General features: G+C 68.0%; 15 protein-coding genes. 8 read left to right on the forward strand and 7 right to left on the reverse strand.

The annotated features are described in order from the left end of the window. Window positions 1-2: 2 nt before the first annotated feature. The 3 genes from ACP7AZ_RS14320 to ACP7AZ_RS14330 all read left to right on the forward strand — a co-directional run bounded on the left by ACP7AZ_RS14320 (window position 3) and on the right by ACP7AZ_RS14330 (window position 1,044). On the forward strand, window positions 3-461 hold the full coding sequence (locus ACP7AZ_RS14320; RefSeq protein ID WP_426039311.1) for a DNA polymerase III subunit chi: 459 nt from the start codon (window positions 3-5) through the stop codon (window positions 459-461). Between the two features lie 68 nt (window positions 462-529). After that, window positions 530-781 (forward strand): I78 family peptidase inhibitor, encoded by a 252-nt coding sequence (locus ACP7AZ_RS14325; RefSeq protein WP_426039312.1) that lies wholly within the window; start codon window positions 530-532, stop codon window positions 779-781. 11 nt (window positions 782-792) lie between these two features. Beyond that, on the forward strand, window positions 793-1,044 hold the full coding sequence (locus ACP7AZ_RS14330) for a hemolysin (RefSeq protein ID WP_426039313.1): 252 nt from the start codon (window positions 793-795) through the stop codon (window positions 1,042-1,044). Between the two features lie 18 nt (window positions 1,045-1,062). Here the strand turns inward: ACP7AZ_RS14330 and ACP7AZ_RS14335 are convergent, their stop codons facing one another. Further along, window positions 1,063-2,169 (reverse strand): RcnB family protein, encoded by a 1,107-nt coding sequence (locus ACP7AZ_RS14335; RefSeq protein WP_426039314.1) that lies wholly within the window; start codon window positions 2,167-2,169, stop codon window positions 1,063-1,065. A 174-nt stretch (window positions 2,170-2,343) separates the two neighbouring features. Here ACP7AZ_RS14335 and ACP7AZ_RS14340 point away from each other — a divergent pair, with 174 nt between their 5' ends. Both ACP7AZ_RS14340 and ACP7AZ_RS14345 read left to right on the forward strand, forming a co-directional pair. Next, a complete protein-coding gene (locus ACP7AZ_RS14340; protein WP_426039315.1) occupies window positions 2,344-3,063 on the forward strand; it encodes a glutathione S-transferase family protein in 720 nt (239 codons plus the stop codon). Window positions 3,064-3,262: 199 nt separating this feature from the next. Next, complete coding sequence (locus tag ACP7AZ_RS14345) at window positions 3,263-3,574, forward strand: sel1 repeat family protein (RefSeq protein WP_426039316.1); 312 nt, start codon at window positions 3,263-3,265, stop codon at window positions 3,572-3,574. Between the two features lie 392 nt (window positions 3,575-3,966). Here the strand turns inward: ACP7AZ_RS14345 and ACP7AZ_RS14350 are convergent, their stop codons facing one another. Then, window positions 3,967-4,692, reverse strand: a complete 726-nt coding sequence (locus tag ACP7AZ_RS14350; RefSeq protein WP_426039317.1) for a polysaccharide biosynthesis/export family protein — start codon at window positions 4,690-4,692, stop codon at window positions 3,967-3,969. A gap of 94 nt (window positions 4,693-4,786) precedes the next feature. On the opposite strand from ACP7AZ_RS14350, the gene ACP7AZ_RS14355 reads away from it, so the two are divergent. Together ACP7AZ_RS14355 and ACP7AZ_RS14360 are read left to right on the forward strand one after the other, a co-directional pair. Next, window positions 4,787-6,250: a GumC family protein gene (locus tag ACP7AZ_RS14355; protein WP_426039318.1), complete on the forward strand. Its 1,464-nt coding sequence runs from the start codon at window positions 4,787-4,789 to the stop codon at window positions 6,248-6,250. A 49-nt stretch (window positions 6,251-6,299) separates the two neighbouring features. Then, a complete protein-coding gene (locus ACP7AZ_RS14360) occupies window positions 6,300-7,001 on the forward strand; it encodes a hfsB (RefSeq protein WP_426039319.1) in 702 nt (233 codons plus the stop codon). Here ACP7AZ_RS14360 and ACP7AZ_RS14365 read toward each other — a convergent pair. From ACP7AZ_RS14365 to ACP7AZ_RS14385, 5 genes are all read right to left on the reverse strand, one after another. Next, window positions 6,982-7,923, reverse strand: coding sequence for a glycosyltransferase family 2 protein (locus ACP7AZ_RS14365; RefSeq protein ID WP_426039320.1), 942 nt, complete (start codon window positions 7,921-7,923; stop codon window positions 6,982-6,984). The two genes, ACP7AZ_RS14360 and ACP7AZ_RS14365, sit on opposite strands and share 20 nt — an antisense overlap. Then, on the reverse strand, window positions 7,923-8,858 hold the full coding sequence (locus ACP7AZ_RS14370) for a glycosyltransferase family 2 protein (protein ID WP_426039321.1): 936 nt from the start codon (window positions 8,856-8,858) through the stop codon (window positions 7,923-7,925). The genes ACP7AZ_RS14365 and ACP7AZ_RS14370 overlap by 1 nt, the downstream gene beginning before the upstream one ends. Beyond that, entirely contained in the window at window positions 8,855-10,303 is a 1,449-nt protein-coding gene (locus ACP7AZ_RS14375) for a lipopolysaccharide biosynthesis protein (RefSeq protein WP_426039322.1), read from the reverse strand. Before ACP7AZ_RS14375 ends, ACP7AZ_RS14370 begins: the two co-directional genes overlap by 4 nt. 13 nt (window positions 10,304-10,316) lie before the next feature. Next, on the reverse strand, window positions 10,317-11,891 hold the full coding sequence (locus ACP7AZ_RS14380) for an exopolysaccharide biosynthesis polyprenyl glycosylphosphotransferase (protein WP_426039323.1): 1,575 nt from the start codon (window positions 11,889-11,891) through the stop codon (window positions 10,317-10,319). Between the two features lie 82 nt (window positions 11,892-11,973). Continuing rightward, window positions 11,974-13,092, reverse strand: a complete 1,119-nt coding sequence (locus tag ACP7AZ_RS14385; protein ID WP_426039324.1) for a CapA family protein — start codon at window positions 13,090-13,092, stop codon at window positions 11,974-11,976. A 179-nt stretch (window positions 13,093-13,271) separates the two neighbouring features. On the opposite strand from ACP7AZ_RS14385, the gene ACP7AZ_RS14390 reads away from it, so the two are divergent. Beyond that, window positions 13,272-16,148, forward strand: a complete 2,877-nt coding sequence (locus tag ACP7AZ_RS14390) for a TonB-dependent receptor (protein WP_426039325.1) — start codon at window positions 13,272-13,274, stop codon at window positions 16,146-16,148. Window positions 16,149-16,154 lie beyond the last annotated feature (6 nt).

Raw genomic sequence — 16,154 nt, forward strand, 5'->3', positions numbered from 1 at the left:
GGGTGAGCGGGACCGGGGAAATCTGGTTCTATCATCTGGAGCGGTCCACGCTGGATCAGGTCCTGCCTGAACTGCTGGACCGCACCCTTCAACGCGGCTGGCGGGCGCGGGTCCGGGTCGCGGATGCGGATGCACGCCAGGCCATTGACGAGCGGCTGTGGACCTGGCGGGACGAGTCCTTCCTGGCTCACGGCCTGTCGGATCAACCCCATCCGGCGCGCCAGCCCATCCTGCTGACGGCGGGAGACGAGAACCCGAACGGGTCTCAGGCGCTGTTCATTGTCGATGGTTCAGACATGAACCTCACAGAGGAGTTCGAGCGATGCTTCATCATCTTCGACGGTCGCGACGAGACGGCGCTGCACCGGGCACGGGAACGCTGGAAGGCGCTGAAGGAGCAGGGGGCGAACCTCGCCTACTGGAAGCAGTCGGACGAGGGGCGCTGGGAAAAAGCGGCCTGATCGCGGCCCTCTTCCTGGCCGCTTGCTCATCGACTCCGTCCGCGATCAGCGAAGCCTCCGGGCCTTCGGTGATCGAGCAGGCCGAGGCGAACCAGCCGGTCGGATCGCACATGCCGGACGACGACGCCGACCTCTGCAAGGCCGCCGACTTCCAGTATCTGGTCGGCAAGCACAGGAACGAGATCCCGGTGCCGGTGGAGGTCGTCAACCGCCGCGTGGTCTGTACGACCTGCCCGGTGACGATGGACTTCTCGCCCCACCGGCTGAACATCTTCTACAACACCCAAACCGAGATCGTGGAGCAGGTCCGCTGCGGGTAGTCGCCGCACTGATGCTGGGCGGCGCGCTGCTGACGGCGTGCGCCCCGACGCCGACGCCCGAACCGACCAGGCCGCAGCGTTGCGATGCGGCTGCTGCCCGGTCCCTGATCGGGAGCCATCGCGGCGCGGTCGATTTCGCGGCCGGGGCCGATGTGCGGTTCGTCTGCACGACCTGTTCGGCGACCGAGGACTATCGCCCCAACCGTCTCAACATCCGCTTCGACGAGGCCACCGGGATCATCCGCAGCGTCGACTGCGGCTGATCCCGACCCCGCCTGGCGCTACCAGCGCCAGGCGTCGTTGATCACCTCGATGATATAGCCGTCGTAGCTGTCGATCAGATAGATCGTGGTGTCGACGGCGACCCACTGGGTTCCCGGAGGCGGGTAGCCCAGCCCGTAGGTGCGGTAGTCGCTCAGGCTGTAGCGCCAGAAGATCGAGGGCAGGTAGTCGCCCTGATAGTAGCGCTGGCCAAAGTATTGCCTCGGCACCGAGTAGTAGCCGTAGTTCGGCGCGAAATAGAAACCTGAGCGGAAGCCGGTGTAGCCCCGGAAACCGCGATCGTTGCGCCACCAGTCATTGCTGCGGCCCCGGTTCCAGTCGCGACGCCAGTCGTTCTGGTTCCAGCGATTGCTCCAGCCGCCGTAATCGCGGCGACCGTTGCGGTCCCCCTGCCAGTTGCGGCCGCCGTTGTTGCGGTCGCGGTCCCAGCCGCCGTTGTTCTGGCCATTGTTGCCGTTCCAGCCGCCGTTTCCGCGACCGTCGTTGTCACGGCCCCGGCCATCGTTGCCGCGGTTCCAGTCCTGACCGCGTCCGTCACGACCCTGGTTGCCGCCGTTCCAACCGCCATTGTTGTCGCGACCGCGTCCGTCGTTGCCGCGGTTCCAGTCCTGGCCGTCGCTGCCGCGCCCGCGTCCGCCGCGATCCTGACCCGGAGGGGGGGCAGGAGGTGTGACTACTGGTGGATTGTTGCGGTTCCAGCGGCCGGGACCGTTGCCGGTTTCGGTCTCGCCGCCACGGTCCCAGCCGCCGCCATTGCCGCCGCCATTGCCGCCGTCCCGACCCCCACGATCACCGCCGCGATCACCGCCGCCCCCCCGGTCACCGCCGCGACCACCGCCGCCATTTTCACCACCACGATCACCGCCGCGGCCGCCGCGGTCTCCACCGCCTCCGCCGCGACGGTCCTGGACCTCCTGGACCTGCGGGCGCGGTTGCGCGGGGGTGGGAGAGGACTCGTCCGGTTGATAGCGGGCGCCGGCATCGTTGGGAGGGGGTGGCGCGTCAGAGACGACGGTAATGTCGTCCTGGGCCAGAGCCATTGTGGGCAGGCCCGCCGGGATGGCCAGGGCGGCCAGGGCTACAAAGGCCGTCAGCATCGATCTCATGTCTTGTCTTCCCCGCACGCCGGTTCTCCGGCGGCTCGACATCACGCTCTGCCCTTGTCCATGAACGACGGCTGAACGACCAGCCGACCGCCTCTGACGATCCATGACGGCCTTGCGGCCGAGGTGCAGGCGGCCCAGATCAGATCCCGGATCCACCGCGAAGAGCTTGCCGCCATGACCGTCCCGATCGAGCTCTGGTACTGGCCGACGCCCAATGGCTGGAAGGTTTCCATCGCCCTGGAGGAGATGGGCCTGGCTTACGAGCTGAAGCCGGTGAACATCGGCGTGGGCGAGCAGTTCACGCCGGAGTTCCAGGCGATCAGCCCCAACGGCCGGATGCCGGCCATCGTCGATCCCGACGGGCCGGGCGGGACGCCGCTGTCGATCTTCGAGAGCGGAGCGATCCTGCAGTACCTCGGCAACAAGTCCGGGAAGTTCTATCCGGCCGATGTCCGCCAGCGGGTCGAGATCGACCAGTGGCTGTTCTGGCAGGTCGGCGGCCTGGGCCCGATGGCGGGGCAGACCCACCATTTCCGCCAGTACGCTCCGGCGATCATCAAGGACCAGAGGCAGATCGCCTATGGCGTCCGCCGCTACACCGACGAGACGCACCGGCTTTACGGCGTCATGGACCGGCGGCTGGCGGATCGCGACTATCTGGCGGGCGACTATTCCATCGCCGACATGGCGGCCTGGCCCTGGATCCTGCCGGAGCATCAGGGCCAGGACCTGGCGCATTTCCCGCATCTGGCGGCCTGGATGGAGCGGGTCGGAGAGAGGCCGGCGGTGAAGGCCGGACGGGCGCTGGGCGACGAGATGCGGCGCAACCTTGCGGCCTCCGGCAAGGCGGCGGAAGAGGCGCGGAAGGTGCTGTTCGGTCAGCGGGCGCGTTGAGGTCCGCAGCTCTAAGGTAAACGCCGTGTTGACGGTATATTTCGGAGGTGTGAATCGAGTGTGGAGTATTCATTTCTCCTTTACTGAAAAGAGTTTGTAGCTCCGGGCGCTGTTAACTTTAACTTCAAACCGGGGGTATTTGATCACGGTCGAAGGGCGGGTCCAGAACGGACGTCCGCCATCGCAAAGGACGACCGTGATGAACGCGCAAGAAACCGCGCCGGAACTGCACAACGAGGTCGAGGCGGCCTCGTTGCCCCTGCCCACCGCCGACATGGACGGCGACGCCCTGTTCCGGCTGGGGATGATGTACTCGTCGGGTTCGGGCGGTTGCCCGATGGATCGGGTCTCGGCCCACATGATCTTCAACCTGGCGGCCATGAAGGGCTCGATCGAAGCCCGGGTCTATCGCCGCGAGATGTCCGAAGAGATGGAACGCGACGAGATCGCCGAGGCCCAGCGGGCAGCCCGTCGCTACATCGACGCCGGCGTGGTCAAGCTGGCGGCCTGAGGTTTTCGAGACGTTTGCACCCTGGAAAAAACAGGGTGCAAGAGTCCAAATCGTGGAGCTTTCGGCGCGATGCCGTTGAAAAGACGGCAGATTGACTCTGAGGAAGGATTGCGCCGTGGTGCAATTATCGGCTCGTTTGTCCGAGGATTTCGGCGCCCTTGATCGACTTGTCAAAGACCTCAGCGATAGATGGGAAGCCTGCGCTGGCGGCCTCAAGAGGCAGATAAGAATAAATTCTGCTCTCCGCCTCCGCCATCCGTCATTCTCGGGGCGCGAAGCGAACCCGAGAACCCAGCCTCACGGTCGTTGTGACGGGATGGTGCAGACATTGAGAGCGGTGAGGCCGGTTCCTCAGGTCGAGCCCGAGGATGACGCAGATCAGCGGCGGCCGCCTAGAACTGCTGATACTGGCCGTTGATCGTGTAGTTGAAGCCGACGGGCAGGGCCGCCTTCACCTGGGTGAAGAAGTTGGCCAGTTCGCCGAGCGTCGAGCGCGGCACATACAGGACGTCGCCGCGACGCAGCGCAATGACCTCGCCGCGACGCTGGCGCAGATCCACCACCCGCATCATCCGCACGCTTCCCGGTCCACGGCGGATCAGGGCAACCTGCTGAGGCCGGGCGCTGGGCAGGAAACCGCCGGCCTGGATGATGGCCTGATAGGCGTCGATGTCGCCGTTCATGTCGTAGACGCCGGGCGTGCGCACCTCGCCGTCGACCCAGACCTTTATCGGCCCCGCGGTCTTCAGCGTCACCTCGACCACCGGCCGCACCAGTTGCGACGCATAGGCCGAGCTGAGTTCGTATTCGAGTTCCGACAGCGTCCGGTCCGCCGCCATGGCCTGGCCGATCAGGGGCAGGGCGATGCGACCGTCCGGACCGACCCGCAACGTCCGCGTCAACTCGGTCGCCGTCGGCGTCGCCACCTCGATCTCGTCGCCGGGGTAGAGCAGGTATTCGGGTTCGTCGTCGGACCAGTCGGCGAAAGCGATGTCGTTGAAATCGCCTTGCTGGACACGCACGCCGCGCGACGTCGACGAGCCCGAGGCGCAGCCGGCCACGGACGAAGCGGCCACGGCCGCAGCCATCGTCCAAAGAATCTGACGCCGATCGAACATAGGAAGACCCTCGTCAGTTATGAGTAACGCATGGTTAACGCCGACAGGCGAAGGATCAGAGACGGTTCACTCTGCCACGGATTCGCCAGTTCCCATGCGTTCGGCCACCACGACAGCCTATGTCTCGGCGCGACCGCGCTATGGGCTGTTCGACGTGATCGGACTTCTGTTCCGCGAACTGCTGGTGATGATCCTGGTGTTCGTGCTGGTGCTGGCCATCGGCGCCGCGGCGGTCATGACGTTGAAGAAGACCTACACGGCCGGGGCCAGCCTGCTGGTGAACGCCGGTCAGGAATATGTCTACCAGCCTCGTGTCGGCGGGCTGGCTGATCGACAGTCCCAGCCGCCCGCCGTCGGCGAGGTCGCCCAGGCCGAGGCCGGCATCATCGGCACGCGGGAAGTGAAGCTGAGAGCCGTGCGCGCGCTGGGGCTGCCGTTCTTCGAGAAGCCGGGCAGGGTCTCGACAGGCCCCGTCGCCAAGCAGGAAGGCGATGCGATCAAATTCATCAATGACGGCCTGACCATTTCGACCACGCCCCAGGGGGCAACGATCGGCCTCGGCTTCGAGAGCGACAGCGCCGAGAAGTCTGCGCGGGTCCTGAACGCCGTCATCGACCAGTATCTGATCTATCGCCGCGAGGTGTTCCAGGATCGGTCCACCCCTGCCATCCAGACGCAGCGCCGGGTCTTCGAGGATGAGCTGGCCGAGGTCGATCGCGCCTACGAGACCTTCCTCGCCACCAACAACATCGGCGATTTCGCCGCGTCCAAGGCGGCGCAGGCGGCCCTGTATCAGACGACTCTGACGGAGAAATTCTCGGTCGAAAACCAGCTGAACCAGGCGGCGAGGCGTCTGCAGAGCCTGGAGGCGCAGCAGGCGAACACCCCCGCCGAAGTGACCCTGCAGCAGGATCTGAACGTCTCGGCCCAAGACCAGATCCTGCAGTTGCGGACCGAGCGCGAACAGCTGCTGGCCCGCTATCAGCCCGAGAGCCAGCCAATCCTGGACATCGAGGCCCGGATCGCCGGCCTGCAGGCCTACGTCGCCGGCGGTACGACGGTGGGGGCCAAGGAGGTTCGCTTGGGGCCGAACCCGGTCTGGACCGAGCTGGAGACGACCCGGATCACGACCCGGGCGGAGCGGGATTCCCTGTCGGCGAGGCTGTCGTCGGTGAACCGGCAACTGGCGGAAATTCTCGACCGGCAGGCCCAGTTGACGCGCGAGGAATCGCAGAACTCCACCCTGACCTCCAATCGTGACGTGCTGACGGCGTCGATCCGCGAGTTCCAGCAGCGCGAGACCCAGAGCCGGGCCGACAACGGACTGGTCGCCGCCGGGGCCGACAATGTGCGGGTCATCGAGCGTGCGGCCGCGCCGACGCGGGGGACCAGTTTGAAGCTGCCTCTGCTGGCCCTGGTCATCCTGTTCGCCGGCTTTACGGCCCTGTGCGTAGGTTTGCTGCGGGTGTTTACGCGGCGCGGCTATGCGACGCCGGCCATCGCGGGACGGACGCTGGAGATGCCCGTTCTCGCTGTCGCCCCGATGAAGGCCCATTGAGATCATCGTGTTAGCCTTCGGGCCCAGAGTCATCGCGTAACCGATTCGTATGGTCGATCTCACATCAGAAATGGCGGGCCTCTGGGCCGCGCTGGGATCGGCCCCCGCTCACCGCGGACGTGTCATCCAGTTCGCCTGCGCCAACTCCGGGGAAGGCGCCTCGACCGTCGCACGCGAGTTCGCGCGGCTGGCGGCGGTGCGGGCGAGAAAGCCCGTCTGGCTGATCGACGCCGATCTGGCCCAGCCCACGCAACAGGAGGCGGTGGCCGCTGAGCCCGAGCGGTTCGGACGGCTGGGGGCGGCCGCGTCGTCGTCGCCGAACGGATCGAGCTTCTTCGCGGTGACCCCGCCGGTGATGGGGCGGGACAGCAAGCCGATCGCGCCGGCGCGGCTGATGACGGCGCGGCCCTGCCTTGGCGGTCGGCTGTGGATCACGCGTTTCCGGGCCGAGGTGCTGAGGTCCGGGCAGAGGGCGGAACCCCTGCCGGATCCGCGCTACTGGGATGCGATGCGGAAGCATGCCGACACGGTGGTGATCGACGCCCCGGCCGCGGATCGCAGCGACCTGTGCATCACCTTGGCGCCCTATGTCGATGCGACGGTGCTGATCGTGGCGGCGGAGAGCACGGCGGCGAACGAGCCGGTCATTCTGCGCGACGAGATCGAGTCCGTCGGCGGGCGGATCGCCGGCGTTGTGGTCAATCGCTCGACCTACAGCCCTCCGGCCTTCCTCAGGCGGCTGACGGGCTGACCGCGTTCAGGCGGGCCAGTTCGCGCGCGCCGTAGAAGCGCGGCTCGAAGCCTTTCATCCAGAATGTCTTTCCCAGACCGCGTGCGGCCTTGTCCATCATCCGGGCGCGCGAGGGATGGGCGATGACGCTCAGGGCGATGGCCGCGAGACCCCAGGCGAGGGCCTGCACGGCGCCGACGACCATCCAGCGGGCGACGCCGGGCCAGTTACGGGCCTTGGCGGCGGTCTGGCTGGGGCCCTGGCCGTAGGCGAAGGCGCGCGACAGGGCGTAATGCATGGTGGCGCGGTGCGGCGGGGCGAACTCGTCGACCCAGGCGTCGGCGGCCCAGCCGAACGTGCCGCCGCGCGCCTGTAGCGCCGCGAACAGGGCGTCGTCCTCACCGCCGGACTGGTCGGCGGCGACGTCGAAGGGGGCGGGGCCGGGCAGGGCGGTGGCCCGGATCATCAGGGAGTTGCCGCAGCCCCAGGGCTTGTCGATCCGTTGGGTCCGGGAGGGGCCTTCGCGACCGAAGAAGGCCTCGAGATAGGGCGTGGCCCAGCCGGTGTCTGCGGGCACGCGACCGGCGATGGGGCCGAAGACGACGTCGGCCTTCGTCTGGTCAAGGGCGGCGAGGAGGGCGGCCAGCCAGGTCGGGGAGGCGGCCTCGTCGTCGTCGAGGAAGGCGATCAGGGGGACGTCGGTCGTCGACAGGCCGGCGTTGCGGGCCGTGGCCACGCCGGGGCGGGGCTCGTGGCGGTAGATCAGGGGGCAGGGGCTGTCGGCGGCCAGGCGGGTGACAGCCGCCGCCGCCGTCCCGGATGGGTCGTTGTCGACGACGACGATGGAGGTCATCGGCGCCGTCTGGGCGAACAGGGAGCGCAGCGCCCGCTCGAGGCTCTCCGGGCGGCGCATGGTCGGCACGATGACCGACACAGGCTGCATCACACGGCTCCGGCATAGAGGGCGGCGCGGTAGAGGCGAAGCGAGAAGGCGCGGGCCCTGGTCGGCATCCAGGTGGTCGTGGCGATGCGCTTGATCCACGGGCGGATGGCGCCGATCGCGGGAATCTTCTTCAGCAGGCGGGCGGCCTTGTAGCTGGGGTAGGTCCCGACGATGTCGGGGTGGCGGGCGACGACGCGGGCAAAGTTGCCGGCGGACTGTTCGTATTTCCCGGCCAGGGCCTCGACCGTGTCCAGACCCATGTGGGTGGCCGGGTTGTCGACGTGGACGACGGAGAAACGGCGGGAGACGCGCATGGCCCACTCGACGTCTTCCCAGCCCCAGCCGGAGAATTCGGGATCGAAAATCTCGGCCTCGAAGACGTCGCGGCGGACGAGGAGGTTGGAGGTGAAGACGTATTTCTCCGGCGTGCGGGCGCGCTCGTGCCAGGGGACGCAGTCGCTTTTCGCCGCCATCGAGCGATGGACCTGGAAGCGGGCGTCGGTCGGGGCCTGCAGCAGGGAGAAGCCGCCGAAGGCCACGGCCGGGTCCTCGCGCGCCACCAGCTCGGCCCAGGTCCACAGGAAGCGGCGATGGTCGGGGCGCATGTCGCTGTCGAGGAACAGCAGCGAGCCGGCGCGCGCGGCGTCGGCGAGGCGGTTGCGGCCCTTGGAGCGGCCTTCATTGGCCTTGAGGGTGATCAGGCGGGCGGGGAGGGCCATCGCCTTGATCCGGGCTTGCAGGCGGGCGGTGAGGTCGGGGTCGTTGGTACCGTCGTCCATGACGATGACCTCGACGGCGCGGTCGACGGCGCCGGCCTCCTCGTCGAGGAGCTGGAGCAGTTCGGACGGGTCGTCGCGCAGGAAGGGGATCAGGACCGAGACGGCGGGCTTCGCGCCGCGTCTCTTCGCATTGTCGGTGAGGACGGGACGGCTCATGCGGTCGCTCTTCGGGACAGGCGGGCGCCGATCAGGCGCGCAGCGAGGTCGCGGACCCCGGCGGCGTTCAGGACCATGACGACGGCGGCGTAGACCACAGCCCCGACCCCGGCCTTGAGGATCAATTCGGCCACGCCGCCTAGTGCGGGCAGGGGCAGGACGGCGGCGGCCATGGCCACGCAGGCGACGCCGCAGCGGGTCAAGGTGTCCCACGGAATCGGCATGGCGAGGATCTTTCGACCCATGCCGATGGAGGCGAGGAGGCCGATGGCGAAGCTGGTCGTCGTGGCGATGGCAGCGCCCATGACGCCCATCATCGGCACCAGGATCAGGTTGAGGATCACGTTCGCTCCCGCCGGGATGCACAGGGTCAGCAACAGCCGATCGGTGCGGCGCCCCAGCACGAAGGACTGGCTGAGGTAGTAGGCGGTCGAGCCGGACAGGAAGGCCGACAGGGCGATCCACGGTGTGACGGAGGCGGCGACGGAGCGCAGATCCTCGCCGATCATGAAGTCGGCGAGCGGGCGGGCGACCAGGGCCACGCCGACGGCGGCGGGAAGGCCGATCAGGATGAAGGTCGAGGCCTGTTCGCGGGCGGCCTTCATGAAGGCGTCGCGGCTACCGCGCTCCCAGGCCATGATCAGGGCGGGCGTGCCGGCCGCGCCGAGCCAGATGAACAGGACGTCCAGGGTGCGGTTGGCGAGACTGTAGCCCGCGTGATAGGCGCCGACCGCCGCCGGGCCGAGGTATATTTCGAGCAGGAAGCGGTCGGTCGAGGCCATGATCAGCGACAGGCCCAGGCCGGCCGCGATCGGATAGCCGTAGCGGGCGTAGGAGCCGAGCCGGTCGCGGTAGAGGACTCCGCCCCGCGCCCGTTTCAGCTCGCCCGGCAGGACGAAGGGCAGGACCAGCAGAGGGCCGATCGCAAGGCCGATCAGGGGTGAGGCGGCGCCGACGCCGTGGAAGGCGCAGAAGGCCCCGATGGCGAAGCCTCCGAGGGTGACGGCGATGTCCATCCCGGCCGATTTGGTGACCTCGCCCGAGGCGCGGAACCGCTCCTGCGCGAGCTTGGCGAAACATCGGATGGGGATGCCGACGAGACCTGCGCCGATGGCCAGTTTCAGCCCCGGACCGATGGGGACGGCCCACAGGATCAGCCCCGCGACCGGCAGGGCGGCGAGGGTGACGACGGCGGCGGTGCGGTACAGCGTCAGGAAATGGTCGGCCAGGGACTGGCCTTCCTCGGCCGCCCAGAACCGCGCCATGGCGGCCTCCAGCCAGCTGAAGGTCCCGACGTGGATCAGGGTCATGACCGAGAAGGCGATGGCGTAGCGGCCGAAGTCCTCGGCCGACATCAGGCGGGTGAAGACCACGATGGCCCCGAACCCGACCAGGCCCTGGATGATGTTGGCGGGCAGATAGCCCCAGACGCCGCGCCAGAACATTAGCGGCCCCCCATCATCGAACTGCGGCCCGATCGCCCAGCAGGACGGGGATGGTGACGACCATGATCCAGAGGTCGAGCCACAGGGACTGGCGCTCGATGTACTCGATGTCGAGCTGGACCCGGCGGCGGACGTCCTGGGCGGAGTGCAAGGGCCCGCGCGAGCCCTTGATGGCGGCCCAGCCGGTCATGCCGGGCTTCATGCGGTGGCGATGGGCGTATTCGGCGACGAGGCGGGCGCTCTCGACCGCGCCGGTCTTCATGCCGATGGCGTGGGGACGGGGGCCGACCAAAGACATCTCGCCCTTCAGGACGTTGAAGATCTGGGGCAGTTCGTCGAGGCTGGTGGAGCGGATGATCTTGCCGACTCGGGTGACGCGATCGTCGTCGGTCGTGACCTGACGGCTGGCGGTGGCGTCGGCGGCTTCCTGGCGCATCGAGCGGAATTTCCACACCACGATCTCCTCGTGGATAAAGCCGTGGCGGCGCTGGCGGAAGAAGATCGGGCCTGGGCTGTCAAGGCGGACGGCGAGGGCGGTCAAGGCCATGACGGGGGCCAGCAGGATGAGGGCGACTGTGCCGATGACGATGTCCTGAATCCGCTTGTTGAACGCGCGACGGTCATCGTCCACCCGGCCGTCGAGCGAGGCGAGCGGCGCGCTGGCCAGACGGTCGAGGGCGGCGCTGCGTTCGCTGGCGTCGGCCGGGTCGACCAGCAATGTGACCTCGTTGGGCAGGGTCGACAGACGGGCGGTCAGTTCGCGGACGCGCTTCTCGGCCCTGGGGTCGATGGCCAGCACAATCTTGTCGACGTAGGGCGTCATCCGGTGGGTCATCAGCGCCTCGGCGTCGCCCAGGACCGGCACGCCGACCACGGTGTCCGGCGAGCGGGCCAGACGGTCGTCGAACACGCCCAGCACATTAATGTCGCGGCGCTTGAGCGCCTCCTTGATCAGGGTCTCGGCGTGGCGGGTGGCGCCGACCAGGACGATGTTCGGGGTCAGGGCGCCCTTGGCCCGCCAGCCGGCGACAAGGTCGCTCCAGCCCATGTGCAGGACATAGAGACTGACGGTGATCAGGGCGGTCCAGATGATGTAGACGGTTAGGGTCGCCCCGCCACCGAGGACGGCGTCCAGCAGAATGGCGGCGAGGCCGCCGAGCAGCGCGAGGCCGGCGACGGCGGCCAGATGCAGGGGTGTCTTCTGCCCGCGCGCGAAGCGGTAGAGCCCCAGCGACCGCATCAGGCCGAGGACGATGGTTGCGCCGACTGCCAGCGGCACGGCGGCGGACAGCGGCGAGGCAAGAAGGCCTGCCGGGGTCATGGCCCAGAGGATGGCGACGGTGATGACCGAGACGGCGGCGACGTCGGCGCTGCGGAACCAGTGGACGGCGAGGCGCGAGGCGTGCCGCTGGCGCGCGTTCAGCCAGACCTCGGGACGGAAGGGGCCGCGGCGCGCGGCGCCGTCTGCCTTGGGGCCGGCCACGGACTGCGCCGCGAGCGCCTGCAATCCCGATGCGTCGAGCCGCGCGTCGGGCTTGCGGGCGTCGGCAAGCGCCGTCGCACGGCCAATATCGATGGCGCTGGTCATGGCCGCCATCCTGCACAGGGGCCGTGGATGTCGCGTTAACGAGGCGGCGCGCGACCTATCGTTCGTGAGAGAGTGATGTCCGTCAGGCCGTCCTGAGCGTCCCGCGCGTTCCGCGAAGCTCCAGATGTCCGCCGATCGCCGCCGACTGCACCGCCAGTCGCGCCAGGATGTCGGCCGCTTCCCGATCGCCAGCCAGGGTGGGGAAACCCCGGGCGGCCTGATCCTCGGGGCCGCCCAGGCCGACTTCGTTGAGGACCAGGGGCGTCAACTCTACGCGGACGGGCCGGTCGCCGTCGATCGTGATCGAGGCAATCACCCCCTGCCACGCCGGCGGCGGGTAGGCGCCCTGCGGCTTCTCGGTCTGGAAGATGAAGTTGCCGAGACCGAACAGGAGAGGGCGGCCCCGCCAGGCGGCCATGCCCTGGAGCACGGGTGAGCCGTGGCCGACGAAGACGCTTGCGCCAGCATCGATGCAGCGTCTGGCGAAGGCCTGTTGCCAATCCGGGACCTGGCTGTTGTCCGGCTCCCAGTCGTGATTGTGGTGGCAGGCGATCACGGCGTCGGAGGCCGCGGCAGCCTGCCGGATGGCAGCCAAAATCCGCGCCTCGTCCTCGGCGAGCAGGGCCCCCGTCGCATCGCGCCGCAACTCGTTGACGCCCGGATGGTCAAGGGCGGCCGCGCCGCCGGGGCGGACCTTGCCGGTGGCGAAGCCGATCGCCGAGACCTTGCCGGCCGAGGTTTCGAGGGTGGCTGGGGCGGCGGCTCGCACGAGGTCGGCGCCGCTCCCCGTCGTGCGCAGGCCCGCCGCCTCTATGGCGTCCAACGTGTCCAGAATGCCGCCGCCGCCGAGGTCGAAGGCATGGTTGTTGGCTGTCGTCAGCAGTCCGACCCCGGCGCCTTTCAGGGTCTCCAGGATCTCTGGTCCCGAGGCATGCAGCGTCAGCAGGTCCCGCGTCGGCGCCGCGGCGCGCGGGCCACGGATGACCGTCTCCAGATTGGTGAAGACGGCGTCCGCTCCCCCGAGCGTGCGGACGACGCCGGCCCGGCCGGGCCATTCGGCAGGCGTCGGCGCATGTTCGATCAGGGCCTGACCCAGAAGGTCGATACGCAGGCCGCCGGCGCCGGGCGCGGCCGCTGCACAGCCCGACAGCGTCGCCATCGCTCCTATGCCCCAGACGAGTTGCCGCCGATCCATCGCCATGTACGCCTCCGCACCCGACCATACGTTTCAAGGACGGCAGACCGATAGGGCATGCGTTCAGTGCATGACGTGATACGAAATCGCCATATTGTTGCGGACGTGGCGGACCCGCTGCGACTGTTCCCCCCAGGGGGCCGATCCACGATCGAGGAACGGCAAGGACAACGGGGACCATGAGCATGGCGACGACGACTTCCATCCGGACACTGTGCCTGACCGGCTCGGCGCTGGCGGCGCTGACACTCGGCCTGCTCGCATCGCCGGCCACGGCGCAGACGCCGGTCGCACCTCAGGACGACACATCCTCGGTCGATGAGATCATCGTGACGGGGTCGCGCATCCAGCGACGCGACGCCGACTCGGTCGGGCCGCTGCTGACGCTGACCGCCGAGGACATCAAGAACTCCGGCGCCGTGTCGGTCGGCGACCTGCTGCAGCGTCTACCGTCGGCGGGCGTCAGCCTGAACAGTAACGGAACCCAGGGCACATCCTACGGAGCCTCCTCCATCAACCTGCGCTACCTCGGCGGGGCCGAGGGCAGCGGCAACCGGGTGCTGGTGCTGGTGGACGGTCATCGGTGGGTCGATGGCGTCGGCCAGCGCGGCTTCCGTGACTTCGTCGATCTGAACACCATTCCGCTGGGAATGATCGACGGCATCGAGGTGCTGAAGGACGGCGCCTCGGCCATCTACGGCGCCGATGCGATCGCCGGTGTGGTCAATATCCGCACCATCCGCGACTTCGACGGTCTGCGCCTGAACACCCGCGCGGGCATCACGTCAGAGGGTGATGGCGAGCAGTATTCGGCCGTCGCAAACTGGGGCCGGCGGTTCGAAAACAGCTCGGTGGTGCTCTCGGCCAGCTATGCGCGCGAGGACGAGATCCTGACGTCGGACCGTGAGCGGACCGCTCTCAGCCTCGTGCCCCTGACCGCGCCAGGCACCAGCCCGCGCGGCCTGTTCATCCTGCCGGGCCTGTCGAACAACGCCTATTTCGGAACCGCGACGGGGTTCGCCACGTCGGGAACGCCCGCGACCCAGATCGCCCTCGGCAACTACGGCGCGGGCAGCCTGGCGGACAACAGTTTCCGGACCGCGACCCTGCCGGAGGACTTCTTCAACACCCAGGCCCAGGGCATCTATTCGGCGGGACCCAGCGAGCGCTACGGCCTGTACGGTCGCTTCCGCGCCGACCTTTCGGACAATGTCTCGGCCCACATCGAGGGTCTCTACAACCGGCGTCAGTCGAACCAGATGTTCTCGCCGGTGCTGCTGGATATCGGCGGCACGGCCGGGACCATCCGGGGCTATTCCCTGGCCAACAACCATCCGTTCAACCCGTTCGGCACGGCCAACGGCGTGCCGACGGCCAATGCGCTGGCCTTCGCTGCGACCTCGGCCTGGCGGGTGCGCAAGGTGATGACCGACCTCGGCAATCGCGACAACATCCAGGACGTCGAGACCTGGCGCATCGGCGCCGGCGCCGAGGGCACGTTCAACGGCTTCGGTCGCGAATGGTCCTGGGACCTGACCGGCAGCTGGTCGAAGAACGAGATCCAGTCGTCGGCCCTGAACGGCGTCAACTACGAGAACCTGTTCCGCGGGCTGGGCAATCCGGCAAACTGTCTGGCCTCGGCCGGGTGCGTGCCGATCAACCTGTTCGGCCCCATGACGGCCGATATGGCCAACTCCATCCGCTTCACCACGCGGGAGTCCAACTCGACCGAGCTGTTCGACGTGACCTACAATATCACGGGCGAACTGTTCCAGTTGCCGGCCGGGCCGCTGTCGGTGGCGGCCGGCTACGAATATCGCCAGAACAAGGCGACCGACACGCCGGACGCCTATGCCAACTCGACGCCCGTCTTCCTGTCGAACATCTATACGACCACGACGGCCCAGACGCGCGTGCCGACTATCGGCGAATACAGTCTGCACGAAGGCTATCTGGAGGTCGCCATTCCGCTGCTGGCCGACATGCCGATGGCGCACAGCCTCGATCTGAGCCTGGCGGCCCGTTATTCGAACTACGACACCGTGGGTGACGCCACGACGATCAAGGCGGGCGTGGGCTGGAGGCCGGTGGAGCCGTTGTTGATCCGCGGCACCTACTCCCAGGGCTTCCGGGCCCCGTCGATCCTCGAGCTGTTCCAGGGCGGGCGCGAAGTCAGCATCCAGGCGATCGACCCGTGCAACGGCGGCGCTGCGGCCCGGCCGACCCTGCCGGGCTGCGCCGGCATTCCGGCCAATTACAACCAGGCAAACTTCAACCTGAACGGCCTGATCCCGGGGACGACGTCCGGCAACCGCCAGCTGGAGCCGGAAACGGCCGACACCTTCAGCGCCGGCTTCGCCTTCCAGCCTGACGCCATCCCCGGCCTGACGCTGACCGCCGACTGGTATGATATCAAGATCCAGGACGCGATCGCGTCCCAGGCCGCGGCCCAGATCCTGGGCCTGTGCGCGGCGCGCGGGGGCGCCTTCTGCGATCTGGTGGCCCGTGACCCGGTGACCGGTGCGGTGACCCGACTGACCCAGGGGTCGCAGAACCTCTCCGAGATTCGCACCTCGGGCATCGATGCGACGATCCGCTACGAGTTCGACACCGGCATCGGCCGTTTCGCAGCGGTCCTCGACACCTCGTACCTGGATGAATTCACCACCGTCAGCCCCGACCCGACCGGTGGTCCCGACATCCTCGATGAACGGGCCGGGAAAGGCGACAGGGCGCGCTCGACCTATCCGCACTGGAAGGGGCAGAGTTCGCTGCGCTGGAGCGACGGCGCGTGGAGCGCTCTCTGGCGTGGCCGCTACATCGGTGAGAGCACCGATGTCGTGAACACGGTCAAGGATGCGACGACCGACGCCATCTTCTACAACGACCTGGAGGGTAGCTACGCCTTCAACATGTACGATGCGACCGTCTCGGTCGGGGTGAACAACCTGTTCGACGAGCAGCCCCCGGCTTCCTATGCAAACGCGCCGATCAACTACGACATCTACACCTATGACGCCCGTGGTCGCAGCGCCTACATTCGCGTCGGGTTGCAGTTCTAGGATCCA

Origin of the sequence: Brevundimonas sp. DC300-4, assembly GCF_049897365.1 — a bacterium.
Taxonomy (GTDB): domain Bacteria; phylum Pseudomonadota; class Alphaproteobacteria; order Caulobacterales; family Caulobacteraceae; genus Brevundimonas.

Excerpts from the sequence above, each read along its gene's own strand:
- ACP7AZ_RS14330 (WP_426039313.1), top strand. The coding sequence starts at position 793 with ATGCTGGGCGGCGCGCTGCTGACGGCGTGCGCCCCGACGCCGACGCCC.
- ACP7AZ_RS14335 (WP_426039314.1), bottom strand. The coding sequence starts at position 2,169 with ATGAGATCGATGCTGACGGCCTTTGTAGCCCTGGCCGCCCTGGCCATC.
- ACP7AZ_RS14340 (WP_426039315.1), top strand. The coding sequence starts at position 2,344 with ATGACCGTCCCGATCGAGCTCTGGTACTGGCCGACGCCCAATGGCTGG.
- ACP7AZ_RS14345 (WP_426039316.1), top strand. The coding sequence starts at position 3,263 with ATGAACGCGCAAGAAACCGCGCCGGAACTGCACAACGAGGTCGAGGCG.
- ACP7AZ_RS14350 (WP_426039317.1), bottom strand. The coding sequence starts at position 4,692 with ATGTTCGATCGGCGTCAGATTCTTTGGACGATGGCTGCGGCCGTGGCC.
- ACP7AZ_RS14355 (WP_426039318.1), top strand. The coding sequence starts at position 4,787 with ATGCGTTCGGCCACCACGACAGCCTATGTCTCGGCGCGACCGCGCTAT.
- ACP7AZ_RS14360 (WP_426039319.1), top strand. The coding sequence starts at position 6,300 with ATGGTCGATCTCACATCAGAAATGGCGGGCCTCTGGGCCGCGCTGGGA.
- ACP7AZ_RS14365 (WP_426039320.1), bottom strand. The coding sequence starts at position 7,923 with ATGCAGCCTGTGTCGGTCATCGTGCCGACCATGCGCCGCCCGGAGAGC.
- ACP7AZ_RS14370 (WP_426039321.1), bottom strand. The coding sequence starts at position 8,858 with ATGAGCCGTCCCGTCCTCACCGACAATGCGAAGAGACGCGGCGCGAAG.
- ACP7AZ_RS14375 (WP_426039322.1), bottom strand. The coding sequence starts at position 10,303 with ATGTTCTGGCGCGGCGTCTGGGGCTATCTGCCCGCCAACATCATCCAG.
- ACP7AZ_RS14380 (WP_426039323.1), bottom strand. The coding sequence starts at position 11,891 with ATGACCAGCGCCATCGATATTGGCCGTGCGACGGCGCTTGCCGACGCC.
- ACP7AZ_RS14385 (WP_426039324.1), bottom strand. The coding sequence starts at position 13,092 with ATGGCGATGGATCGGCGGCAACTCGTCTGGGGCATAGGAGCGATGGCG.
- ACP7AZ_RS14390 (WP_426039325.1), top strand. The coding sequence starts at position 13,272 with ATGGCGACGACGACTTCCATCCGGACACTGTGCCTGACCGGCTCGGCG.